This is a genomic window from Bradyrhizobium sp. MV1.5 (assembly GCF_055807615.1).
Genome location: NZ_JBVVPL010000012.1, coordinates 137,805 through 161,173, shown reverse-complemented (window position 1 = coordinate 161,173; position 23,369 = coordinate 137,805). Strand labels below are relative to the sequence as shown.

19 protein-coding genes and 1 tRNA gene are annotated in these 23,369 nt (G+C 60.8%); 7 read left to right on the top strand and 13 right to left on the bottom strand.

The window, feature by feature from the left end:
* Position 1: 1 nt before the first annotated feature.
* The 5 genes from AC0L2J_RS14635 to AC0L2J_RS14615 all read right to left on the bottom strand — a co-directional run bounded on the left by AC0L2J_RS14635 (position 2) and on the right by AC0L2J_RS14615 (position 6,189).
* Positions 2 to 877, bottom strand: a complete 876-nt coding sequence (locus AC0L2J_RS14635) for a branched-chain amino acid ABC transporter permease (protein ID WP_007601104.1) — start codon at positions 875 to 877, stop codon at positions 2 to 4.
* A 104-nt stretch (positions 878 to 981) separates the two neighbouring features.
* A complete protein-coding gene (locus AC0L2J_RS14630; protein ID WP_063995325.1) occupies positions 982 to 2,223 on the bottom strand; it encodes an ABC transporter substrate-binding protein in 1,242 nt (413 codons plus the stop codon).
* Between the two features lie 241 nt (positions 2,224 to 2,464).
* A complete protein-coding gene (locus tag AC0L2J_RS14625) occupies positions 2,465 to 3,568 on the bottom strand; it encodes an NAD(P)/FAD-dependent oxidoreductase (protein ID WP_473391013.1) in 1,104 nt (367 codons plus the stop codon).
* 10 nt (positions 3,569 to 3,578) lie between these two features.
* Positions 3,579 to 4,763 (bottom strand): hypothetical protein, encoded by a 1,185-nt coding sequence (locus AC0L2J_RS14620; protein WP_473391011.1) that lies wholly within the window; start codon positions 4,761 to 4,763, stop codon positions 3,579 to 3,581.
* A 205-nt stretch (positions 4,764 to 4,968) separates the two neighbouring features.
* Positions 4,969 to 6,189, bottom strand: a complete 1,221-nt coding sequence (locus AC0L2J_RS14615) for an SMP-30/gluconolactonase/LRE family protein (protein ID WP_473391008.1) — start codon at positions 6,187 to 6,189, stop codon at positions 4,969 to 4,971.
* A gap of 282 nt (positions 6,190 to 6,471) precedes the next feature.
* On the opposite strand from AC0L2J_RS14615, the gene AC0L2J_RS14610 reads away from it, so the two are divergent.
* The 5 genes from AC0L2J_RS14610 (at position 6,472) to AC0L2J_RS14590 (ending at position 11,040) form a co-directional block, all read left to right on the top strand.
* A complete protein-coding gene (locus AC0L2J_RS14610; RefSeq protein ID WP_473391005.1) occupies positions 6,472 to 6,735 on the top strand; it encodes a hypothetical protein in 264 nt (87 codons plus the stop codon).
* A 436-nt stretch (positions 6,736 to 7,171) separates the two neighbouring features.
* Positions 7,172 to 8,734, top strand: a complete 1,563-nt coding sequence (locus tag AC0L2J_RS14605; RefSeq protein WP_007613245.1) for a 2-isopropylmalate synthase — start codon at positions 7,172 to 7,174, stop codon at positions 8,732 to 8,734.
* A 222-nt stretch (positions 8,735 to 8,956) separates the two neighbouring features.
* Positions 8,957 to 9,961 (top strand): TRAP transporter substrate-binding protein, encoded by a 1,005-nt coding sequence (locus AC0L2J_RS14600; RefSeq protein ID WP_007613244.1) that lies wholly within the window; start codon positions 8,957 to 8,959, stop codon positions 9,959 to 9,961.
* A gap of 196 nt (positions 9,962 to 10,157) precedes the next feature.
* Positions 10,158 to 10,775, top strand: a complete 618-nt coding sequence (locus AC0L2J_RS14595) for a Spy/CpxP family protein refolding chaperone (RefSeq protein ID WP_473391001.1) — start codon at positions 10,158 to 10,160, stop codon at positions 10,773 to 10,775.
* A gap of 189 nt (positions 10,776 to 10,964) precedes the next feature.
* Positions 10,965 to 11,040, top strand: a tRNA-Lys gene (locus AC0L2J_RS14590).
* 154 nt (positions 11,041 to 11,194) lie between these two features.
* On the opposite strand, the gene AC0L2J_RS14585 is transcribed toward AC0L2J_RS14590, so the two are convergent.
* The 8 genes from AC0L2J_RS14585 to AC0L2J_RS14550 all read right to left on the bottom strand — a co-directional run bounded on the left by AC0L2J_RS14585 (position 11,195) and on the right by AC0L2J_RS14550 (position 19,893).
* Positions 11,195 to 11,434, bottom strand: a complete 240-nt coding sequence (locus AC0L2J_RS14585; RefSeq protein WP_035974327.1) for a hypothetical protein — start codon at positions 11,432 to 11,434, stop codon at positions 11,195 to 11,197.
* Between the two features lie 163 nt (positions 11,435 to 11,597).
* Positions 11,598 to 11,885, bottom strand: a complete 288-nt coding sequence (locus AC0L2J_RS14580) for a hypothetical protein (RefSeq protein ID WP_473390996.1) — start codon at positions 11,883 to 11,885, stop codon at positions 11,598 to 11,600.
* A gap of 138 nt (positions 11,886 to 12,023) precedes the next feature.
* Positions 12,024 to 13,427, bottom strand: coding sequence for an invasion associated locus B family protein (locus tag AC0L2J_RS14575; protein ID WP_473390992.1), 1,404 nt, complete (start codon positions 13,425 to 13,427; stop codon positions 12,024 to 12,026).
* A 343-nt stretch (positions 13,428 to 13,770) separates the two neighbouring features.
* Positions 13,771 to 14,823, bottom strand: coding sequence for a SphA family protein (locus tag AC0L2J_RS14570; protein ID WP_473390989.1), 1,053 nt, complete (start codon positions 14,821 to 14,823; stop codon positions 13,771 to 13,773).
* Between the two features lie 282 nt (positions 14,824 to 15,105).
* Entirely contained in the window at positions 15,106 to 15,870 is a 765-nt protein-coding gene (locus tag AC0L2J_RS14565; protein WP_007613237.1) for an outer membrane protein, read from the bottom strand.
* A gap of 1,736 nt (positions 15,871 to 17,606) precedes the next feature.
* On the bottom strand, positions 17,607 to 18,227 hold the full coding sequence (locus tag AC0L2J_RS14560) for a glycosyltransferase family 2 protein (RefSeq protein ID WP_245313332.1): 621 nt from the start codon (positions 18,225 to 18,227) through the stop codon (positions 17,607 to 17,609).
* A gap of 799 nt (positions 18,228 to 19,026) precedes the next feature.
* Complete coding sequence (locus tag AC0L2J_RS14555) at positions 19,027 to 19,485, bottom strand: hypothetical protein (protein WP_473390983.1); 459 nt, start codon at positions 19,483 to 19,485, stop codon at positions 19,027 to 19,029.
* Positions 19,486 to 19,509: 24 nt separating this feature from the next.
* The gene (locus tag AC0L2J_RS14550; protein WP_473390980.1) at positions 19,510 to 19,893 is read right to left on the bottom strand and encodes a hypothetical protein; all 384 of its coding nucleotides are present in this window, start codon (positions 19,891 to 19,893) and stop codon (positions 19,510 to 19,512) included.
* Between the two features lie 85 nt (positions 19,894 to 19,978).
* On the opposite strand from AC0L2J_RS14550, the gene AC0L2J_RS14545 reads away from it, so the two are divergent.
* Together AC0L2J_RS14545 and AC0L2J_RS14540 are read left to right on the top strand one after the other, a co-directional pair.
* Positions 19,979 to 21,250: an AraC family transcriptional regulator gene (locus AC0L2J_RS14545; protein WP_473390976.1), complete on the top strand. Its 1,272-nt coding sequence runs from the start codon at positions 19,979 to 19,981 to the stop codon at positions 21,248 to 21,250.
* 591 nt (positions 21,251 to 21,841) lie between these two features.
* Positions 21,842 to 22,429 carry an HdeA/HdeB family chaperone gene (locus AC0L2J_RS14540; RefSeq protein ID WP_473390973.1) on the top strand — a complete coding sequence of 196 codons (588 nt, stop codon included), beginning with the start codon at positions 21,842 to 21,844 and terminating at the stop codon, positions 22,427 to 22,429.
* The last annotated feature ends 940 nt before the right edge of the window (positions 22,430 to 23,369 follow it).

Sequence of the window (23,369 nt, the reverse complement as noted above, 5' to 3'; positions counted from 1 at the left end):
CTCAGCGCCTCCCCAGAAGGCCCTGGGGCCGGATGTACATCACGAACACGAGCAGCAGCAGCGCCGGAATGGTGCGATAGGCCGGCGAGACCAGATAGGCCGTGAGCGTTTCGAGATAGCCGACCACGAACGCCGCGATCAGCGAGCCGGAGACGCTGCCGAGGCCGCCTAGCACGACGATCGAGAACGCGCTCGCGGTCAGCGGTCCGACGCTGTAGGAGCTGACGCCGAGGAACATTCCGAGCAGCACGCCGGCGATGCCGGCGAGAATGCCGTAGATCGCCCATACCACGACATAGATGTTGGTGAGCTCGAGGCCGAGCAGGGTGACGCCGCGCGGGTTCATCGAGGCGGCCAGCACCGCCTTGCCGGTGCGGGTGCGGTTCACCAGGAGCCACAACAGCGCGATGACGAAGCAGCACACGATCGCGGTGAAGATCTCATTGCTGGGCGTGCGTACGCCGAGGATTTCGACGACACCCTCGACGATCGGCAGCACGGTCTTGGCGTTGTTGGTGAAGAAATAAGCGATCACCTCCTGGATCATGATCCCCCATAGCAGCGTGCCGGTGAGGACGAAGATTTCCTTCTCTTCATTCGGGATGCGCCGGGAGTCCTGGATCGGCTTCACCACCGCGAAATAGGTGGCAAAAGATGTGAGAAGGGCGACACCTACGCCGATCAGTGCGCCGGCATAGGTGCCGACATTCAGGATGCTCGCGGCGGCCCAGGCCGCCACCGCTGCCGCCACCATGATGGCCCCGTGGGAGAGGTTGAGGACGCCGGAGACGCCGAAGATCAGCGTGAAACCGGTGGCACCGAGAGCATAGAGAGCGCTGATGGCGAAGCCATCGATCAGAATCTGGAAAGCACGCATCTAGGGTTGGCAATCTGAATGATGAGAGACGATGTTGCTGGAGCGACGTGCGGCGGGACCCGCATGTGGAAGCTCCCGGGAGCTGGTCCCGGGAGCGTGTCCCGCTAGTTCGAGAGCTTGATGAAGCTCGGGAACTTGATGTCGACCTTGGCGACTTCCTTGGGCCAGACCGCGCTCTGCTTGCCGCCCTGCCATTGCAGCATCAGCCCGGTGATCAGGCCCTTGCCGTATTTGATCGAGTGCGTGAACGGATCGTCCTTGCCGTAGAACTGGACGCGGCCGATCGTGCCTTCCCAGTCGGTCTTCTCCAAAGCATCGACGAGCTTGTCGGCGTCGGTCGAACCGGCGCGCTTCACGGCGTCGGCGATGTAGTAGACCTCGTCATAGGCGGTGTAGCCGGCATAGGAGGGATAGTTGCCGAACTTCTTCTTGAAGGCTTCGGCGAACGGCACCGATTTCGGCGTCACCGCGACGCCAGGGCCAGAGACGCCCTGGTAGAGCACGCCTTCCGCCGCCTGATTGGTGTCCTTGCCAAAAGTCTCGTTGGTGGCCTGCGAGGCGATGCCGAACATCGGGATCGGCACCTGCTGGTTCTTCCACTGCACCGTCGGCTGCACGCCGACATGGGAGATGCCGGTGATGATCACGTCGGGCTTGGAGCCCTCGATCTTGTTGAAGATCGGCGTGAAGTCGGTGGTATCAGGCGAGAAGCGGATGTGGTCGAGCACCTTCAGCCCGATCTTGGGCAGGCATTCCTCGTAGCCGATGTCGAGCGGCTTGGTCCAGGCGGCGTCCTCGCTCATGATGACCGCGGTCTTCATGTGCATCTTGTCGACCAGCAGGTCCTTGGCGCCGTCGCAGACGGAAAGCGCCAGCGCGGCGGAGGTCAGATAGCCGTGGAAGGTGTATTTGTTCTTCTCGTAGTCGGCATGCACGCTCTTGCTGATTTCGTTGGACGCGGCACCGGGCGTGACGAACGGCGTCTTCAGCCGCGAGGCCCAGGGCTCAAGTGCCAGCACGACCTCGCTGATGTAGCTGGCGATGACCGCGTTGACCTTGTCCTCGTTCACCGCGCGCTGGAACGCGCGCACCGAATCTGCCGAGGACGAGTGATTGTCGTAAGAGACGATCTCGATCTTGCGGCCGTCGACGCCGCCATTGGCGTTGATCTCGTCGGCCGCGAGCTGTGCCGCCTGAGGGATGGAGGCGCCGGCAATCGCCTGCGCTTCCGCGATCACACCGATCTTGATCGGATCGGCCGCAAGTGCCGCGCCTGAGGTCATCAACACAGCGGCTGCGGCAGTACCGAGTGCTATTCGCAACGCAACAGAGAGCGGTTTCTTCATCTTGTTCTCTCCCTTCAACAGGCCTCTTATGAGCCATTATGCGCGCGACTATACCGGCGGAGACATTCTCGGCAAGTGAAACTGCGTCCAGGATTGTGAGAGACGAACTAAAGTCTAGCGCTGCGCAAATAGCGGGCAGGAAAGCTATCGGATCCCTTTTCACGCGCAGGCATGCAGATTTCGTCGGTAGGCATGCGCAGCGATCGCGGGCGCACAACGATGATCGACAAAGCAACCTTGTTCAGCGCGCTCGCAGCAGCGATGGATCGAGCGGCTCGAGCCGGGCCGGATCGAATGCCGAGATGTCGACGTTACGCGTCGCACCCTCCGCGATCAGTTGCGCCATGACCTCGCCCGTGGCGGGCGCATTCAGGATGCCCCACACATTGTGCCCGGTCGCAACATAAAGACCTTCAGTTCGCGGCACCTTGCCGATCAGCGGCAGGCCGTCCTGTGTCACCGGCCGGAAGCACGCCTGCCGCGCCATGATCCTCTCGGAGCGGAACAGCGGTGACAGCCGCTCGGACATGGTTTGCAGGCGCGCGATCGCGTCGTTGTCCGGCGTTACGGCGGCCGGATCGAGCGGCAGCGGCGCGATGTCCGAGAGAGCGGTGATATGCGTGCTGCCGTCAGCGCGAGGAAAGACCTCGATCGACACGGCACTGCCATTCTCTTCAGATTCCAGGAACAGCGCATCGGCCGGCACATCCGGGCCGGTGTCGTACACGATGCTCGGGCTGCGCTGGCCGTAGACGGCGGGCAGGCTCATCCATTGCGCGGCGAGCAGCGACCATGGCCCCATCGCGATCACGACGGCGTCCGCTTCGACGATGCGGCCGTCGACCTCGACGCCTGTCGCGGTCGCGCCGTCCGCATCGCGCATGATGCCGGTCACGTGGCCGGTGCGAAACTCGGCGCCTAGCGCGAGCGCCGCGTTCATCACGGCTGCGGTGAATTTTTTGGGGTGAACGATCGCAGTGGTCTCTATCGTGCCGATGCGCTGCGCGATGATGACGCCGTTGCTGAGCCAGCCGAGGGCGGACGGTGCATCCCGGTGCGGATGGCCATCGGCGGTAACGAAGCCGCTATAGGCGGTCATCGGGCGATAACCCCAATCGCCTGCGATCTCTTCCGGCAGTTGCGCATGGATCGCAAAGCTCCGTCGCGCCAGCGCATCGAGCGGCGAGCCCTCGCACCAGTCACGCGCGAGGAAGCCGCCCGCCTTGCCTGACGCTGCGGCCGCCACCTCCGTCCGCTCCACGACGATGATTTCGATGCCGCGGCGGCGGAGAAACCAGGCGGTGCAGGCCGCGATCACGCCGCCGCCGCAGATCACAACGCGCATGAATGCTCCCTTACACAATGAAATCCTTCGCATGGAGATCCGCGGTATGGACCCCTTCGAGCGTAATCGTATCGGTCGCCGTCAGGTGGATCACCGCGTTTCCTGTGCTGTCATCACTGATCAGGCTTTTCAGCGCCGCCCAGTCTGCGAAGCCGTAATCGTGCAAATTGATCAAATCATGCTCTCGCGCCGTGCTGCCGACAGCCTTGTTGCCCTGGTCGAAATCGTTGATCACGTCCAGGCCCGAACCCTTGTTGAAGACGAAACCGTCGTCGTTCGGTCCGCCCCAGAGCTGGTCATTTCCGCCACCGCCATTCAGCATGTCCTTGCCGCCCGCGATCGAGCCGGCTGTGAACGGGGCGTAGGTCCGTGCATCGCCATACAGCCAATCGTCGAGGCTGCTGCCGTGGAGGATATCATCTCCGCCATGCGCATTGCCTGACATGTTCGCGGCATCTCCCACGAGCACGATGGACGTGGAGTCCGGGTTGCCGTCGACGGCCGCGATCAGGATGTCGTTGCCGCCACGGGTATCGTCGCTCATGTAGCCGGCGTCTCCGACCAGAGACGCGCCGCCGGATTGGGCTGCGGCACCGACGGTGTAGATGAGGATGTCGTTGCCGCCGTGCGCATTGCCGCTCATGGAGACGAGGGCATCGCCGGACATTGAGGCGCCGCCGTAACTGCCGACCTGGGTCACGCTGAGGATATCGTTGCCGCCATGCGCATGGTCGCTCATGGAACTGCCGGAGTCTCCGCTGAACGCGCCGGACGATCTGTTTCCCATCGATGCCATGACGACGTCATTGCCGCCCCTCGCGTCGGCCGACATGGCGCTTTCGGCATCGCCAAAAACACCGAGGGTCGCGTAGATCGATGTCGATGCATCGACATGAAGTACATCGTTGCCGCCACGGGCGTCGCCGGACATCGCCTGCGCATCGCCGTCCAGGAACACGTAGTCGCCGAAGCCTGTGACGGTCGCAGCGAGATGGTCGTTTCCGCCGTGAGAATGTGCTTGCAGGGTCTGGTCGTCGCCAACGAATATCAGGACCGCGTTGCTCCCGTCGACGGTCGCGATCATCTTGTCGCTGCCGCCGCGACCGTCGTTCGGCAGGCCCGGGTCCCCGAACTCAGTGACGAATTGCTGGGTCCCAACGCTGACGATGATGGTGTCGTTTGGCATACGGCACATCGCGCAACTCCTCGTTCAAGTCGTGCGCGGGAACGAAGAGCATGAGAGCACATGCCTTGGCGCCGCGCTGCGGCCTTGCCGCGCGATTCAATCTTCGTTGGATTGATGGCGGAGATTTGCCCGAGGCGTAGCTTGATTGCGATCAGGGAACCGCGGGCGCCGGCGATCCACGCCGACGCCCGTGCTTGCGATGTCTCGCGCGGGCTCAGCCCGGTCCTGCGCCTTGCGTGGCCGTATACACCGCATAGAGCGACTGGCTCGCGGCCATGAACAGGCGGTTGCGCTTGGGGCCGCCGAAGCAGACGTTGCCGCACACTTCGGGTAATCGGATGCGGCCGAGCAGCTTGCCCTCCGGTGACCACGTCGTCACGCCGCTGTAGCCGACGGCGCGGCCGGCATTGCTGGAGGCCCAGACATTGCCGTTGACGTCGCAGCGCACGCCGTCCGGCCCGCACTTCACACCGTCGATCACGCACTCGCTGAACCGCTTCTGGTTGGTGAGCTTGTTGTCGCTGCCAACATCGAACACGATAATCTCGCCCTTGCCGCCGGCACCGGTGTCGCCGGGTCCCTTGCCGGTTGAGACGACGTAGAGCTTCTTGAAGTCCGGCGAGAAGCACAGCCCGTTCGGGTCGGGCACCTGCTCCTCGGTGACGACGAGATCGACACGGCCGCTAGGATCGATGCGATAGCAATTGGTCGGCAGCTCGCGCTTGCCCGGTGCGAAGCCGGCCGGCTGTCCAATTCGCGGATTGAGCTTGCCGCCGGAATTGCTCGGACCGCCCGCGGCATCGGGCTCACCTTCGTAGAGCTGGCCGCCATAGGGCGGATCGGTAAACCAGTAGCTGCCGTCAGGATGCGCGACGACGTCGTTCGGCGAGTTCAGCTTCTTGCCGTTGTAGTTGTCGCAAAGCACGGTCGCGGTGCCGTCATGTTCATAACGCGTCACCCGCCGGGTCAAATGTTCGCAGGAAAGTTGACGGCCCTGGAAATCGAACGAGTTGCCGTTGGAATTGTTGGACGGCGAGCGGAACACGCTGACGCGACCGTCGTCTTCGCTCCAGCGCATCTGCCTGTTGTTGGGAATGTCGCTCCACAGCAGATAGCGGCCCTGTGCACTCCACGCCGGCCCTTCAGCCCACAGCAGGCCCGTATGGAGACGCTTGATCGCCGTGTTGGGCTGCGCGAGATCGTTGAAGGACGGATCGACCGCGATGACGTCGGGGTCCCAGAAATAGGTGGTCGGCGCGCCGTGGGGGCCGAAATCGCGTGGCGGAGTGGTGATCGTCGTCGGCGGCGCGGCTGGTCCGGTCTGGGCCAGCGCGGAGCCGGCGCCGGCAAAAGTGGCGGCGCCGAGCGCAAGCCCCTGAACGAGCGTTCGTCGTGAAAGCGCAGCATCCTGGTCACGCTGCTTTTGGCGTGTCATCGCGTCCTCCCGGTCATGTTGGGCTGGCCGGTTGATCCGGCCGAGCGGGGTGAAGGTTAGTCCGGTCCGATGACGGTTGCGAGGGGGAGGTACGCATCCTCAGCGAGATATCGGGGCGGCAAAAGCGCTGCAACATCGAACACGGAAACGACAAATTCGTCCGGCGTGACGGGGTTTACCGGAGCTGCGCTTGGGGCATTGCCAAGCTGTGGAGCATGTCAAGCCTTGACCTCCTGCGCGATGCTGGCAGAACATCATTCGGGGCGTAGGTCGGAGTTTACTGTGGTCGCTGTCGTCGTACTGGTTTTGCTGCTCGGGATTGCATTTGCGGGAGGCTATTTCACCCGCGACTACGTCTCCCGCAAAAGGCGAGCCGAGGCGCGCCGCTGGCGTGAGTACAGCGAGCCGGATTGGCTCAATGCCAACGCACCAGCCAACACCAACGAGATCGCCATCGCCGGCAACGCTACGCCGGTCGGCACCGGCGAACTCGGCCAGATGCTGAACCGCTGGGAGAGCAGGGCTCGCGCTCGCCGCACCGCGTAGCTCGACGGTCTCGCCGGCGTTCGGTCGGCCAAACACCCGGCATCGGTCCCTTCACGCATCCGGCGCTGCGATCATGTCAGCCCTTCTGTCCATCTTTTGGCGTTGCGGTTGCTGCCATTTCTCGTCTAGAAACGACGCATCGAGCCTCCCGGCAACCAACCGTCAACGGTTTTGACCGAGGATTTGAGGGCTCAAAAGGGTCTGGCAATGCTGATTCGCGGCCAAATCGATGGGATTTCGAGGGAGGTGGCTCTGGCCGCCGCCACGATCCCGGCCGCGCTGCTGCCCACCCTCCTGATTGGCGGGCTTCTTCTTACTTGCCCCTGAGGGCCGGCTGGGCGCGATGCGCCTGGGCGCTCAGGGGTTGGTCGAGATCACCGGACACCTCAAGCGCCCAGAAGACTGACGGCGCAAAAGCTCAAAAGGAATTTTCGAAATGGCCTCCGTGAACAAGTCCGAGAAGGACCGCGTCATCATTTTCGACACCACCCTGCGCGACGGCGAACAGTGCCCCGGCGCCACCATGACTTTCGAGGAGAAGCTCGAGGTCGCCGAGATGCTGGATGATATGGGCGTCGACGTCATCGAGGCCGGCTTCCCCATTACCTCGGAAGGCGACTTCCAGGCGGTCAGCGAGATCGCCCGCCGCTCCAAGAATGCCGTCATCGCCGGTCTGTCGCGCGCCCATCCGGCCGACATCGACCGTTGCGCAGAGGCGGTGAAATTCGCCAAGCGCGGCCGCGTCCACACCGTGATCGCGACGTCGCCGCTGCATATGCGGGTGAAGCTGAACAAGACCCCGGAGCAGGTGCTCGAGACTTCGGTTGCCATGGTCGCGCGCGCCCGCAACCAGATCGACGACGTCGAATGGTCGGCCGAAGACGGCACCCGCAGCGAGATGGACTATCTGTGCCGCATCGTCGAAGCGGTCATCAAGGCTGGCGCAACCACGGTGAACATTCCGGACACCGTCGGCTACACCACGCCCGACGAATACACCCACTTCATGAAGACACTGATCGAGCGCGTGCCGAACTCGGACAAGGCGGTGTTCTCCGTGCATTGCCATAACGACCTCGGAATGGCGGTGGCGAACTCGCTGGCCGGCGTCATTGGCGGCGCGCGTCAGGTCGAGTGCACCATCAACGGCATCGGCGAGCGTGCCGGCAACGCCGCGCTGGAAGAGATCGTGATGGCGATCAACGTCCGCAACGACAAATTCCCGTTCTGGAACAAGATCGACACCACGCAGCTGACCCGCGCCTCCAAGGTGGTGTCGGCGGCGACCTCGTTCCCGGTGCAGTACAACAAGGCCATCGTCGGCCGCAACGCGTTCGCGCATGAGAGCGGCATCCATCAGGATGGCGTGCTGAAGGACGCTTCCACCTACGAGATCATGCGGCCCGAGATGGTCGGCCTCAAGCAGTCCTCGCTGGTGCTCGGCAAGCATTCCGGCCGCCACGCCTTCGTGCACAAGCTGGAGGAGATGGGCTACAAGCTCGGTCCGAACCAGCTGGAAGATGCGTTCACGCGGATGAAGGCACTGGCCGACCGCAAGAAGGACATCTACGACGAGGACATCGAGGCGCTGGTCGACGAGGAAATGGCGGCTTCGCACGACCGCATCAAGCTGACCTCGCTGACCGTGATCGCCGGCACTCATGGCCCGCAGCGCGCGACCATGAAGCTCGACGTCGACGGCCAGATCAAGATCGAGGAGGCTGAGGGCAACGGTCCGGTCGACGCGGTGTTCAACTGCATCAAGCGCCTGGTGCCGCACGAAGCCAAGCTCGAGCTGTACCAGGTCCACGCAGTGACCCAAGGCACCGACGCGCAGGCCGAAGTCTCGGTGCGGCTGTCGCATGAGGGACGTGCGATGACGGCGCGCGCGGCGGATCCGGATACGCTGGTGGCCTCGGCAAAGGCCTATCTCGGTGCGCTCAACAAGATCGTCATGAAGCGCCAGCGCGACACGGTGACGACTGCGGCGGCGAGCTGACGAACGAAGTTCGTCATTCCGGGGCTCGCGAAGCGAGAACCCGGAATCTCGGGATTCCGGGTCAGGTCCTAACAAACCTCCCCGGAATGACTCTGCATGTGGCGCCGAATAGCTGCCCTGCTAAGGGCCAATAGCGGCTCCGCCTCCCAGCCGCTATTGATGCAACCGGCACTGATAGGCCACCCGTGCGCCGGGCGGCCCAAATAACAACAGGGAGAGATTATGCGCACCTTCGCGATCGCTGCGTCCATCGCGGTCCTGGCTCTTGGCTTGACCGGGCCGGCATCGGCCCAGTCGCCCATCATCATCAAGTTCAGCCACGTGGTGGCCACCGACACGCCGAAGGGCAAGGCGTCGGAGAAATTCAAGGAGCTCGCCGAGAAGTACACCGGCGGCAAGGTCAAGGTCGAGATCTACCCGAACTCGACGCTCTACAAGGACAAGGAAGAGCTCGAGGCGCTCCAGCTCGGCAGCGTGCAGATGCTGGCGCCGTCCAACTCCAAGTTCGGCCCGCTCGGCATCCGCGAGTTCGAGGTGTTCGATCTCCCCTACATCCTCCCTGATCTGAAGACGCTGCGGAAGGTGACGGAAGGTCCGCTCGGCGCCAGGCTGCTCAAGCTGCTCGAACCGAAGGGCATCACCGGCCTTGCCTATTGGGACAACGGCTTCAAGGAGATGAGTGCCAACAAGAAGCTGGTGACGCCGGCCGACTATCAGGGCGTCAAGTTCCGCATCCAGTCCTCGCGCGTGCTCCAGGCCCAGTTCAAGGCGCTCGGCTCGCTGCCCCAGGTGATGGCGTTCGGCGAAGTCTACCAGGCGCTGCAGACCGGCGTCGTCGACGGGCAGGAGAACACCTGGTCGAACATCTATACCCAGAAGATGCACGAGGTGCAGAAGTACATCACCGAGAGCAATCACGGCTATATCGGCTACGTCGTGATCGTGAACAAGAAGTTCTGGGACGGCTTGCCGGCCGACATCCGCGACCAGCTGACGAAGGCGATGAAGGAAGCGACCGACTTCAACAATACGCAGTCGCAGAAGGAGAACGAGGACGCGCTCGCCGAGATCAGGAAGAGCGGCAAGAGCGAGATCATCAAGCTCACGCCGGAGCAGGACGAGGCGATGCGCAAGGCCATGGAGCCGGTCTACAAGGACGCCGCAAGCCGTATCGGGCAACCGTTGATCGACGAATTCCAGAAGGAAGCGAAGAGCACGACGAACTGATTTGAACGGATGATGAATGGGGGCTTCCGTGCCGGGCGCGGAAGCCCCTTTTTGTTGCGAATGACTACCGATTGCGACTGAATAAAGGTTCAGGAGCGTTACATCTTCGACAGAACGCGCTTCCTGTCCAAGTTGTAAGTTGCACGTAAGCCGCGCTGCGCCCATCCTCGTGGCATCCTTCCAGAGGAGAGTTCGCATGAGGAAGTTCACCATCGCCGCCATCGCCGTGCTCAGCATCGCCGGCTCGGGCGCGGTCTATGCCCATTATCATCGCCCGTGGATGCACGAGCACATCCGCATGAACCCGGAAGACCGCGCCGCCATGGTCGACGCGCGGATAGCCGCCGTCCATGCCGGGCTGAAGCTCAACGCCGACCAGGAAAAGCTGTGGCCGCCGGTCGAGGCCGCCGTGCGCGACTTCGCCAAGCTGCGCATCGATCGCGCCAATGCGCGGATGAATGCCGGTCCCGGCAAGGACGCGAATAAGGACGCCAACAAGGATGCCGACAGGCCGGAGGATCCGGTCGCCCGCCTGCGCCAGCGCGCCGAGGACATGGGGGCGACGTCGGCGGCCCTGAAGAAGATCGCCGATGCCGCCGATCCGCTCTACAAGACCCTGGATGAGGGCCAGAAGCGGCGCCTCGCCGTGCTGACCCGCCACCGCGGCCCGTTCGGCGGCGGCGAAGACGGACCCCGCCGCCACTTCATGGAGCGTGGCATGGACCGCATGATGGAGCGCGGCATGGACCACTTCCACCGTGACCGGTTCGACCGCGACGGCGGCCCGGACCGGGACCACGAGGGCCGGCTCTGAACCTGCAAGGGTTGCCGCGATCAACCCTGGCGAAGCCGCTGGAATCCAGCGGCTTTTCGCTTTTTTGGGGGATGTGGGCCTACCCTTGGAAAAGCCTTGGCATACCCTTGGAAAACTTGCGCGCCATCGCTTGCCAGACCCGGATCGCTTTGCTAAACGACCGGCCTCGCAAGGCTTTAACCGCCTTTCGGGCGCATAGCTCAGTTGGTAGAGCAGCTGACTCTTAATCAGCGGGTCCCAGGTTCGAGCCCTGGTGCGCCCACCACCCTAAGATATCGGCCCGCAAGGGCTTTTTTAGATTCCTAGGCAGAACAAACCGGGTCTCGTGCGACGTTTTTAATGGTCGCACGCCGTGCGACGAGTGGATAATTAGGACCGAGCCCATCCGACGCTGCAGCACGAGACCCACCGGTCTGCGTTCAGCTCGTCATGACTTCCTTCCGCATCTGCAATTCAAGCCTGTCGATGTCGGAAGCGGCGCGAGCCGCGTTGCGGGCGCGGTAGTGCTTCACGATCGTCTGCGCGCTTCGGTATGAATGCCCAGTGATGTCGCAGATCGTCAGCAAGTCGCAGCCAGCCCGATCGAGAAGCATGCCGCAGGTATCACGCAGGTCTTGGTCTTGCTTTTGGTCGAGTTCGCCGGTGCCGTTGACGAACATCAGCGCGGCGCAGGGCTTTAGACGCCATGCTGTGTCACGGCCATTGCTGTCGCGTGCGGTCTGCGCATCCAGCCGTTCCGCTAATGCGGGCTTGCGCTGATCGACCGCTCGGGCGCGCTGCGCCTTATTCTCCTCATCGAGAGGGAAGGGGGCGAACAGCTTGTCAACGTTTTTTTATCAGTTCGGCGTTCAGACGCTCTGCACGGATAATTGCCTGGCGCGCGTTGTCGTGCGCGAGAAAGCCGAAGATAGCGACGGCTCGTACCGTCGACACCCAATGGCGATAGGTACTCTCGTCATAAGGCTCACCATTGTCCTCGTTGACCACGAGCTCGGGTGGCACCCTATCCAGCTGAAGCCGAAGCTTGAGTTCCTTTATTCGTGCACGCGAGGCATTTAGTCGTGCGCTGAGTTGTGGCGCCTCCTTGATGATATGGTCTAGGAAGACCATTCACTGGCCGACACCTCGCAACACATCGAGCCGCAGGTCATGTTTGCCGGGGCTACCAGGACAGCGGTGCGAGCGTCTCCGAACGTCTCGCGCATGATCTGGACCTCTCACAGCAGTACATTGTCTCAACAACGTTATTCATTCCTCATCTGACGTGAAATCGAACGTGCGGGTGGGCGGCCCCTTGTGAACGTTGGCGAACTGCTCGAGCGGCAGACCTATCCCAACTGAAGAGGCGTTGAGGTCAGTGAGTTCAAGTTTGAGCTGTTGACCGGCTTCCATCTGAGCGGCCAAGGTTGGTTCGATTCCTCGTGCCGCGATGCAGATGTTGGTGAGACACCAGTTGAAGGGAACCTGGGTGGGGCTGCCCTGATCTATCGTCACTTTGACCCCCTGCTGCAGATTTGCTCCTTGCGGAACGAAGAGCTGCAAGCGAGCCGGACCGTCAGCTCGTTGGATCAGGTCGACACGCACCACCACCTGATCGAGGGCGTCCGTGCCGGTTGATGTCGTCCGGCATATCGTGGTCCCGTCGGACGAGTCGAAGCAAAGTTTCTCCCAGTTTGAGTAATGAATGTTTTCAGGCACGCGCAGCCGCGGCCGCTTCGCGTGAGGCTCCTGCTGGGGTGAAGAGCCGCTGACTTGTCCCGACGGCGTGGCGGTTGCTGAATGCTTCTCTAGAAATTGGATTACCAAGGGCGACCAGATCGGCACAGCGTCCGCGGAATCGATCATGAAGTGCCCGTCACTTCCAAAGGGGGGCAGCATACGATATTCGACATTGCCGCCCGCTTCGACAAAGGCTTGCAACATCCGCTTCGTTAATTCCGGCCCAAAATAGGTGTCGTTCTCCGCGTAGATCCAAAGCATCGGTATACGTGCGGTGCGTCCAAACTCGCCGGTAGCGGCAACAAGCTTATCGGGAGCACAATTGTTATTGGGTTTGCCATCGACGCGGCCTCCACGCCCCGCCGCGAAGGTAATGATAGCCTGAACGGATGACGGGTTCAGGCTTCCAAGAGCAATCGAGCCCCATCCACCGCCCGACTGGCCAACGACGATGACCTTACCAGGCTGGATCATCTTCTTCTTACTCATGTAGTCGATGACCCACTCATTCAGAGTGGCAATAGCGAGCCCGGGACCACGAAAATTCGGGTTGTCGCAGCTACCAACGTGGCCGAAGACAGCTCCGTACAGCCCCTGATCCTTGTCATCGAGACTGCTGGCTCCGTACCTGATCGGCGAGATGACCACGTAGCCGCGACGCGCAAACCAGCGTGCCGCGTCCCGATATTCTATCATCGGAAACATGGACCGCTGATTGGCGTCCAGAGAAATTCCGTGGTTCATGATCACGAGGGGAAACGGGCCATCTCCGACCGGTCGTACCAAGAAAGCAAGCACAGGTAGCGGAAACGGCAGCGCCCAGATTTCCTCCTGGATTTGTGGTCCCGCAGTTCGGTCATCTGCTGCAGTAACGGAATGGAGTGAGGAGGGGAAAACCAGCAAAAGAAGAACCACAAGCAAGTGCTTCAGCATCTTCTTTCTCCGACAGATATAGTCTGGCCTGACGCTAGGTCTCGGGGGTAGGCATCCATTGATTTGGATCAAGTGGTAGCCCGCACGTTCCCCAGGCCATGCAACTTGGTATTCAGCGAAAACTTGAATGAGCGCCCACGGCCTCTTCATGCTGCTCTTGGCGTCTTCGGGCTGCCGCAGCAGCTGTCGTCGCGGTCCGCTTGTGGCCCTTTGAGACCTGCCGCTTGCCTGAGGTTCGCTCAGTGACGCATGTCGGACAAGATTTGCGAAGGTTGGAGTTCTTCGCAGTTTCTCTCATTGATACTTCGGCCGACCGCAGCCGACCTTCCAGTTCGGAAGAGGTCTATCTCACAACCAAATGCTTCCTGGGCGCTACGGCGGCAGGCGCAGACGGGGAAATAGTGAACGTCAGCCAGGTGTTCCATCCCGACGGACGGTTGGCTGCTCCAAATTCGCCGTATCCCCTTAGACTAAGAGAGCCCTGCATATCTCCGATCGGGAAGCTGTACCCGATTTGCGGACCGAGGCCGAAAACGCGTGATCTGAAGCCACCGAGGATCGGGTTCTGCCCTGAGTCGTCGGCGATTTGCTGATAGGCGTATCCAGCAAGCCCGACGAAAAGCTGCTTGGTGAGGTAGTGCGATGCGCCCCAGTCGAAGTGGAGATTGATGCCGCTCTGGTACTGGGTGTCCGGATTCTTGAAATTGTAGGTGAGGCCGACGACGCCCGAGATTTCGTTTCCTGCCGCCGGGTTGAAATAGGTATAGGCGCCTCCAATGTCGATCGCGCCATGACCGAGCCCGATATTGGGAATCCGCGTCGGATCATAGTCACCGACGGGAATATTGCCTGTGACGTAAGCCATGTAATTGTGGACGCCATCGTTCCAAAACACCTCCGCGAATGGCGCGAGGTCGCCGTATGAGACAAGTGAGCCTTCGACAGTCCCAGTGCGCGTCACCACAATCGGTCCAGCCATCGCTGTCAGTGTTCCAGCGAGACTGGCGGCGGCTCTGCCGTATTGGCCGGACATGCCCACGACCAACTGACCGCCAAGCACCGTCGTCTCGAAAGTATACGATGGCGCGAGGGCGACTAGATCAGTCCGTCCGCTCAGACCCAGATTCAAACTGACGTTGACGTTGGCGGGGATTCTGCTGGCTTGGATCTGCTTAGCCACGGCAGCGCTCCCCGCGGCCGCTACGCCTGAATGGTAATCGATGACACTGAGCGCCCAGCCCGGCGTCTGCTGCACGGCGGCAAGACTCGCAAACTGGCCTGGAAACCAGAATGAGCTACCGCCCTGGTCGGCATACGAAACATCACTGCAAAGCACGAGTGCAGCAATCGCGGCCGCATAGTTGATGACGCAGCGTTGCGGTTTGTTTGATCCCATTTACAAACCTCTGGGCAGTATTTGCAGCCAAGCGCTGTTACAGCAAAGCGCTCCGCGAACCGCAGGACCCCAGGTTACGACGGCATTCACTACTAGGCACAAGCAACGTCCAAATGCGTCACAGAATGGTAACAGTTCGAGACAATTGTCTTGGGACGATGACGCAGTCGCAGCTCTCTCAAGGTGCTTGCGCTGGAGATGCTCGGCTTCTTGAGTGCCAAGGATTCATAAGCACAAAAAAGCCCCGGCATGCCGGGGCTTTGGTTTGCCAAGTTGGTGCGATCAATATCTCGCCGTGACCGGTGCGCCGTATCCACCGAAACGGTAATTCAACCGAAGCGTGAGCATGTCCACATCCTGGCTGACCCCGCTGCCGGTGAGGACGAACCCTCCGGGAGTGACGACGCCTGCGAAGCCGGCATTGTCACGCCCCATCCAGAGATGGTCGTATTCGATGCCGAACGACCAATTGGGCGTGAAGCCGTACTCCCAGCCCACGCCAAGGGCGCCGCCCCAGCGTGTGTGGCCCGCCGATGCCAGGCCGACCCCGGTGACGTTGTTGAATATATCGAATCGGTTGCGCGTCACGGCGGCGCCGCCCTTCACGTAAAACAGCGAGGCATTCCACGCCCAGCCGAGCTGCGCCGTGAAGAGCCCGATGGCGTCAATCTTACCGGTTGTCGAAATCAGCGGGTCGATCAGACTGACCCGCGTATTCTTGATTTCTGCCCAATCTCCCTGCGCTTCCAGGCCGAGCACAAACTGATTGGTTTGCCAGCGGTACCCGATCTGTCCGCCAGCGAGGCCGCCGGAGCGATCGGCGCAACCACCTGCGACCGTCCCTGCTGGCGTCACGAAATCCACACAGCCGTGGCTTTGTCCCCAACCGCCGTTGGCGCCGATGTAGAACCCGGTCCAATCATAGATCGGCGCGATCACCGGAGGCGGGGCCTTGACGTAAGGTTTAGCAGCCAGATCAGCCGCTGACGCGGGTGCCGCCATGCTCACCGCCAGCAAGGCCATGCAACTCAACCAAATCTTTTTCATTTTTTTTGCTCCATCCACGTTTCACCCTAACGATGCCGGCTCTTTTGGCAGCCGGCATTCCAGTTCGAAGCTAGCTGAGCCGACTGGAATTCGGTGTGCTTACGCGGCAACAGTTGGGAAAATTGAGCAATTTGCGCGCTTGAGTTGTGTCAGGAATATTGACCGGTCAACTGGCCGCCTGAAATTGTTCCGCGATGGTGGGCAAGGGCGCTTGGTCTCATCCCCGCACCCTTATGCTGAGATCCTAGGCCCCGCGCCAGACGTGCAACACGCCTTCGCGGAACCCGCCGACGAACTGATCAGATGCGTCCGCTGGCAGAATTTCGCTGAGATCATCAAACGACCCGCTCACCATGGTGGCAAGCTCGTGCGCCGAAGCATGCTCTGCCCAGCGGCGACCCAACTCCGAACCTCGTTGCCGATCTGCTTCTGTGTCCATAGTCCTGGACCATCCCCGCGTGGCCCCGGCGAAGCTGATGCCGCGCCGGGGCCTGTACGATCTCGCCAATCCTGGAAGCTTGGGGGCTCGAAAGAATCGGCAAGGCGCACTCTAGACAATCAGATGCGCAGTGCTTGGCCAGTGCACTTTGTGCCAATGGGTGAATGCCCCGGCCGAAAATAGCTTTCGGGCTGTCGGGATAACGGGCTGATCAAGGCTCGTTATCCGAAACAGCCGGGGCGATTCAATGTGCCTGAGAGCCACAGAGGTGTTCGCGGCGGCGGGCTCGTTGAGCCATCTGCAGACTTCGATCGAGGTTGCCTGGTCGCGTCTGGTCTTTAAAGCACCGACTTGGGCTCGTTGTCGGGATGGCTCTCCCAGTCATCAATGGCCGCACGTCCAACTTGGCATTGGGGCGGACAAGCCGCGCAAATCCGACCGGAGGCTTCGCGCGTGATCGACCAGCTACTAGGGCAGAACGGGCTGCCCGCTTGCCCTAGCGCTAGTGTCCGCTTGAGACCCTTAGTAGCCGTTCGGGCAAATCCAGTTTCCGTAGCCATCGTATCCGCAGCCGCCTCCGTAGTACGCGCCTGCTGCGGCGGCGCCGACTGCCGCAGCGCCTACTGCGGCTGCGCCGTAGCGGTAGCCTCGGTAGGCGCCGTAGCCACGGTACGCGCCGGTTCGATAGCCATAGCGTCCGCCGCGCACAGCAACTGCACCGCCTCGATAGCCTCGAACGGCCACGGCTCCGCCGCGGTAGCCGCCCGCCCGCATCGCGCCGCCGCCGTGATAGCCTCCGGCTCGCACGCCTCCACCACCACGACGGGCGAAGGCTTCGTCAGAATGCAAACTAGCTACAAGCAGCGCGGTCGCGGCTGAAGCTGCAATAAGGAATTGGCGGAGCATGGCATTCTCCTTCTGGAGGAAGAGCCGCAGCGCGCTGATACGGCCGCGACCTTCCTGAAGTGCAATGCAGGTGGCACCATCGCCGATTGACGCAGATCAAACATCTCCGTTCATCTATGTTAACTCGATCGTTCCGGCAGGATGCAAGAGCGCTCAGGGAACACATCCACTTACAGCGCCATCGGCGGAACTAGTCATTCGGCAACGAACGTCTAACAAGATCATCGCCAATCGTTACAAGCCAGCCGGAGCATACGCAGCCGAAACCACCATCTCAACCCGACATCGGGTGCAGCGCGCGCTAGTCCCCACGATCTCGCAAGCTGGGTCAGCCGGCACAATGCCGCGGCAGCACTTCGGGCAAGTGTATCCCGCGATCTCTGGCGTGAAGTCATACTCCGGACCAACATAGCACGTCGAGGATCGACCGCCCCGCGGTGATCGACATCAGGTATTCGACGCTTTGAAGCCCTGTCCATATCGAGTCGCGCTCGTTGCTGATCGCGATGCTGCAACTCGCGCCGGCGACGAGCGGATCGCCGAACGCAGCCGCGAGGCGCTCAACCGCGTTCGGTTCGAAGACAGTGTCGGCATCTACGGTTAAGAGAAGATCGCCGCGGGCAAACCGTGCTGCAGCGTTGATGGCAGCGCTGCGGCCGCAGCGCGCCCCATGGCAGATAACCATGTCAACCAGGCCCTGCGCTCTCGCCCGCTCCGCGACCGCACGTGTTGCGTCGGTGGAGCCGTCGTCGACGACGATGATTTCGACAGGTCGCAGGGTTTGCCGGCGCAGCGAGCTGATCGAAGGAGCAAGCCCGGAGCCGCCGTTGAATGTCGGGATAATCACGCTTACCGTTGCCTGGCAAACCGTCTTGCCAGCGCTTCGCCGCTTCGAGCTGAACAGAGTAAGAGAGACCAGCGATAAAGTGTAGCGGGGGATGTCGAATATCAGCAGCGAGAAGGCGAGTAGAAATAAACTCGTTCCGGCGAGCACTTCCACCATTTCGGACATGCCGCCCACCTCCGCTACGACAGGACCATTCCGAACATCCGACCAAACAAGACGCACAAGGCGATTATCAGACGGGAAAATGAAGAACATCGCGTTGATGGTCGAGTGGCAAATTGCGTAAACATTTGCTTCTTGTGTCTGCGCTATTCACCTGAATCGTCGGCTTCGTCAGTTGACGATGACCGGCTCTCGAAGGCTGATTGTTGGCGTGCCGGCATCAGCGTTGCGGTTGGAGTTGTTCCCGGTTCGATAAATCCCACAAGGTGACCGGTCCGTCCAACCTTTCAGGTGCAAGACGGCCTCAGTCTGGGAAGACTGAGGCCGGTGGGGGGCGTCGATGTACCGTTGGGGTCGGTACTCTAGAATTCTAATCGCGACACACCAATTTGCGTATTGTCCTTGAGGACAACCAATCAGCACGTCGTCCCTCTCACACATCTGCGGACCGCCCGACGGGTATGCCGGACGGTCGTCCGTGCCACGCACACGCCGTTGATACGTGTCCTACCGACGCCGCAGGCAGCAGCGACTTCCGTAATCAGGCTTTCGGGCTGCGCAATCGGGCCAGGCGTCATCGCCTGAGCCGATACTGCGAAGAAGAAGGCGAACGTGGCAATTCCGAGCGACTTGATCATATCGTGCTCCCTGGAAGCGCCCAACCGCCCGGCCGGCGCGGCGGGGCGATGGACGCGACTCCCCCAAACTGATACCCCCTCCTGTCGGAGAATTGAGATAGATCAAAGCGACTTCAGTGACTTGCGATGCGGCCATTGCTGCAGGCCCAGACGCGAGCTTAGGACTATGACCGCAAGAAGACTGCGGAGTCCAAATAGCAGCGCGCAAATATCGTCTGTAACTGCGCGCCGCGAAGGAAGATGGTGTGAGGCGACAAACCACCCCGGCCTGAGATCCAACTCCGAACTGGAGCCGGGTACATCGAATAGATCATCCGTGTAGCTTCTCGATTTGTAACATGGCGTCCGCCGGCGCCGAGATCCCAAGCTGCGTGGAAAGCAAGGTTTGCCCTTTCTGTCACGCAAACTCTATCTGATGGGATCTTTGCTAATAAGATCGTGCAGGCGGACGCGCAGAGGCCATCGATTACCACGGTTTGCCCCGTGCCCTTTAACTCATCATAACGATCCAGGTAACGTTGGATCAAACCACCTCGATCGTTCGCAATTCTCACTACGGCTTGGCTCTGGCTGGCGCATGCAATCGACAATGTGGAAGCGAGCAACAGGGCAATAATTTTCATAATTTGCCTCTTCGACTGAGACCGTCATTGCAGTTCTTCGCCCGCACGAAATGGAATAGCGGCTTCGCGATGCGCGAGCGAACGCTCTGCAGCAAATCGTCTTGGGCGGCCGACCGCTCCGCGATCGGGTGCACCGGGGCGCGAGCGTCCGGCAGCGCCCGCCGCGAATGCGTCCAGCGTGAACAGCTCCTCCTCGGCAACTGTCGCCTGAAAACCTCCGGCTCTCATTCGGCCTTCGTGATCCTCCGCCACCCGGAAGCCGCCGCCACCATCGCGACGGGCCAGAGCATCGTCCAGGATCAGGCTCGCGCTGATCAACACGACGACCTCCAAAGCGGAAAGGACGTTATAAGCATCGCGCTTGTCTTCTAGATCGTTCGGCCGTCCTGGAATGACGACGCTGAGCATTCGTGTCCCACGTAATCAATCTTGGATCCCTGGTGGCCCAGTGTTGACCTAGGTCAAACATTGCGAACGCAATGACCTCAGGCATTTGCAGGAAATCGAAGCCCCGCGACCTTTTGAGTTCCCGCCGGAAAAGAAAAGCGGCTTTGGAAGAGCACCGCTTGGACGTTCCGGAGATACGCAGTCGGGCAAATGTGAAAGGGCGCTGCAGCAGAATGTTTCTATTATGGTGACGGGGATCGCCCAATGCTGGATCGCCATGAATGTAGGCTTTAAGGTCTTGAGCAAGGCAGGAGCGAGTTATAGGTCGGCGGGAAGCCTGAGTGCGATACCTAGCGCGACGGGCGGTATTGCACGGTTGGCTTGCGCGCGCGTCGCTGCCTCTGGCCAAGACACAGCTGCGCTACTGTCCAAGGCGGGATTGACGCTGAATGACTTCCGCGACCCTGCAGTCCGGCTCGAGGTGGCGACTCAGATCAAAATTCTGGAATTGGCCTCCCAAGTATTGGAGGACGACATCCTGGGTTTCCGGCTGGCCCGGAGCTTTGATCTGCGTGAGATCGGCCTTGTCTACTACGTTATGGCGTCGTCGGAGAATGTCGCCGACGCGCTTCGTGCCGCGGAACGGTACAGCCGGATCATGAATGAGGGAGTCCGGCTGTGTTTCGACATGGAGGGGCATACTGCGACCGTTGCCCTCGAATATGTCGGTGTCGATCGAAGGGGCGAGCGGCAACAGATCGAATTTTGGATAGTGACGCTGGTGCGGATCTGCAGGCAGGTGACGGATGGCCGTCTGGTGCCGTCCAGGCTCCAAGTGAGGCACCTGCGAGCCGCGCTGCCGCCCGAATTTAGAACGTTCTTTGGCAGGGACGTCGAGTTCGGCGCTGACGGCGATGTGATCTCCTTTCCGGTGCCGGTGGCACTGCTTCCGCTGGTCGGCCGCGACGGCTATCTGCACGATTTGTTGCGACGCTATGCGGATGAAGCGTTGGTACGGAAAGTGCCGCATGGCCCGACGGTCCGTTCAAAAGTCGAAAAGACGCTTACCACACTGCTGCCTCACGGTAGAGGCGTCGCGAAGGAAGTCGCACGGCAGATGGGACTGAGTACCCGCACGTTGTCACGCAAGCTTGGCGAACAGAAGACGTCCTTCGCTGAAATCCTTGATGAGTTGCGGGCCGCGCTTGCAAAGCGGTATCTCAAAGAAGAGCAGCTACCCGTGTCTGAAGTTGCTTGGCTGCTTGGCTATCGCGAACTGAGTTCCCTCACACACGCGTTCAAGCGATGGACCGGAATGACACCACGACAGTTCCGGTCAAGGTCTCAACAGAAGCTGAGTTGCAGCGAAAAGCCCTAATTGCCGTTGATTACTTCGACGAGCGGAGTACTTGCCGAGTGTGGAGCGGAGAAAGGGTGACGTCATGGCGCTCGGGTTTGCAGGCCGGCTCAAGTGCTATTCATAGTGTACCCAAGGACGATGCCCTTTGGTGCAATTGCGAGTCCCTCTACCCTGCTGCAGCTTGCTCCGGAGTAGTTCACTTCGAAGAGGGGGAGATCATGTCTTGTCATGCCTCGATCCGACGGCACTTCCCGGACCCGTCAATCACGGCCGAAGGTACCCGCGAGACGTCTCTGGCGCAAGAATCGCCGCGAGGTTCTATTTTGATCCTTGCAGGATTCCGAACCGAAGTTGAGACCCAATTGGTGATCGATCGACTCTTGAGTGAGTACATTACGCCTGAATCGCGGCCGGCGTAAGCGCCACCTCACGGTCTCTTGCGTCAGTGTGCGCCATCCCTAAATTGACGTGACGAGCACTTCGTTGCCTTCGCGAGGACATACTTTGCTTGAGCCGGGATGGTTGGCAGGGACATTGCTTCGCCGGCGTTGATCTAGATCAACTAGGCCGTCGCCACAACGCCCGAATACAGTTGTGGTCACGGGATGTGTGATCACGCTGTTGCTTGGTCTGGTAGCAATCGTTGCTCGGGAGGTCATCACAATGAGGTGCAGATTGCTTCTGCTTGCGCTGATCTTAGTGTCCTCAGCTTTCGCCAGTGAGGCGCGCGCCACGACGGCCGATATACGCAGCATCACCTGTGGCGAATATCTTGCCATGCCGGCTGCACCGTCGAGCAAGTTTTCGGCTTGGATGACCGGCTGGTTTGCTTATGAAAGTCGGAGGACTTTTGTGGATTTTGACCTGCATCGGACAAATGTCGCAAGCGTAAGAGGGTGGTGCCAATCCAACCCGAGCGCCAGTGTGATGGCAGGGCTGGAAAAATCGATGGGCGTAACTGCGGTGCCTAACGCTACGCTGGATTTTAACAAGATCACTTGCGGAACCTGGTTGGCGTACGGTCCAGCGGATCAAGAGTTTGTAAGATATTTTATGAGTGGCTACTACAACGCCGCAGCAAGCAACAGTTTATTGGACTTCGACCGTCTGCAGAGGAATTCCAGTGCGGTCGTTACGTATTGCAAGAAGAACAAATCTCGCACCCTACCAACGGCCATTCAGAACAGAGCTACCTAAGTCGGCCAGTTTTCCACCCGGCCCCCCGATCTTCGGTGCTTATGAGCATTTCCGTAGCTGGAGAGCCTTGGCTCACCAATTTGACCGCTTCGCCCGTCGGAAACAAAAAGGACCGGAGCGTTCGATCCGCTGCGGCCAAGTAGCAGCAGGCACGTGCTGGGCGCTTGTCTTGGTTTACTCCTCCCTCGGCGGATCATCTTCAGCATGCTTATCTTTCGCAACCCCCGACCCGACAACCTCTTTCGGCGGCTGGGTTGATCTAGGTCAACGTCAGCGATGCTTTCGTGCACAGGCTGCGCGCAGCCGCACCAGAAATGGCACGACGGTGGTGCCGAAGAGAAACGTAGTCATGCGCCACTAGGCAATTCGCAACGAACCAAACAGGAGAAAACATGAAAATATCAGCGGTTTTGGGCGCAGGCCTCGGTGCAGCGATGTTGTGCTTGACGCCAGTGTCGTTTCACCTGTCACCGGCCGGGACAGTCGTTATCTCCGTCGACCAAGCTGATGCTCGTGTCGGTCGTCCGCTCACACCAGGCAGCGTTGCGGGGGTTCATAGGCGAGTGCATCGGCGCGCTTATCGGCGTGGATACTATGGAGCTGCGGTAGGCGCGGCTGCCGTTGGAGCAGCGGCCACGGGAGCGTACTATCACCGTCGACACTGCGGTTATTACCCATATCCGCCGTGCTACTGAGAGCTTCGGTGTCGTTAGAAAGGCACCTAGAAGTTTGCAATCCGGACTCCTGATGACCAAAAACGATTTGAGGGAAAGATGCGCAGCAGCGGAGCAGTGTGAGAGGCATTTGAGCAGCATCCGCCCCCAGGCTTGGATGCCTGCGCGAACTGTTTGACCGGCATCGCCACGATCATGCGCGCCAGCCCGGGATTCTCCAGCCCAGCGGAAATGCGCACGAACGCGGAAAGGTCGTGGGTCTGTGA

Excerpts from the sequence above, each read along its gene's own strand:
- AC0L2J_RS14575 (WP_473390992.1), bottom strand. The coding sequence starts at position 13,427 with ATGCTGAAGCACTTGCTTGTGGTTCTTCTTTTGCTGGTTTTCCCCTCC.
- AC0L2J_RS14635 (WP_007601104.1), bottom strand. The coding sequence starts at position 877 with ATGCGTGCTTTCCAGATTCTGATCGATGGCTTCGCCATCAGCGCTCTC.
- AC0L2J_RS14565 (WP_007613237.1), bottom strand. The coding sequence starts at position 15,870 with ATGAAAAAGATTTGGTTGAGTTGCATGGCCTTGCTGGCGGTGAGCATG.
- AC0L2J_RS14620 (WP_473391011.1), bottom strand. The coding sequence starts at position 4,763 with ATGTGCCGTATGCCAAACGACACCATCATCGTCAGCGTTGGGACCCAG.
- AC0L2J_RS14570 (WP_473390989.1), bottom strand. The coding sequence starts at position 14,823 with ATGGGATCAAACAAACCGCAACGCTGCGTCATCAACTATGCGGCCGCG.
- AC0L2J_RS14600 (WP_007613244.1), top strand. The coding sequence starts at position 8,957 with ATGCGCACCTTCGCGATCGCTGCGTCCATCGCGGTCCTGGCTCTTGGC.
- AC0L2J_RS14625 (WP_473391013.1), bottom strand. The coding sequence starts at position 3,568 with ATGCGCGTTGTGATCTGCGGCGGCGGCGTGATCGCGGCCTGCACCGCC.
- AC0L2J_RS14595 (WP_473391001.1), top strand. The coding sequence starts at position 10,158 with ATGAGGAAGTTCACCATCGCCGCCATCGCCGTGCTCAGCATCGCCGGC.
- AC0L2J_RS14560 (WP_245313332.1), bottom strand. The coding sequence starts at position 18,227 with ATGTCCGAAATGGTGGAAGTGCTCGCCGGAACGAGTTTATTTCTACTC.
- AC0L2J_RS14585 (WP_035974327.1), bottom strand. The coding sequence starts at position 11,434 with ATGTTCGTCAACGGCACCGGCGAACTCGACCAAAAGCAAGACCAAGAC.
- AC0L2J_RS14615 (WP_473391008.1), bottom strand. The coding sequence starts at position 6,189 with ATGACACGCCAAAAGCAGCGTGACCAGGATGCTGCGCTTTCACGACGA.
- AC0L2J_RS14605 (WP_007613245.1), top strand. The coding sequence starts at position 7,172 with ATGGCCTCCGTGAACAAGTCCGAGAAGGACCGCGTCATCATTTTCGAC.
- AC0L2J_RS14555 (WP_473390983.1), bottom strand. The coding sequence starts at position 19,485 with ATGAAAATTATTGCCCTGTTGCTCGCTTCCACATTGTCGATTGCATGC.
- AC0L2J_RS14580 (WP_473390996.1), bottom strand. The coding sequence starts at position 11,885 with ATGGTCTTCCTAGACCATATCATCAAGGAGGCGCCACAACTCAGCGCA.
- AC0L2J_RS14630 (WP_063995325.1), bottom strand. The coding sequence starts at position 2,223 with ATGAAGAAACCGCTCTCTGTTGCGTTGCGAATAGCACTCGGTACTGCC.
- AC0L2J_RS14550 (WP_473390980.1), bottom strand. The coding sequence starts at position 19,893 with ATGCTCAGCGTCGTCATTCCAGGACGGCCGAACGATCTAGAAGACAAG.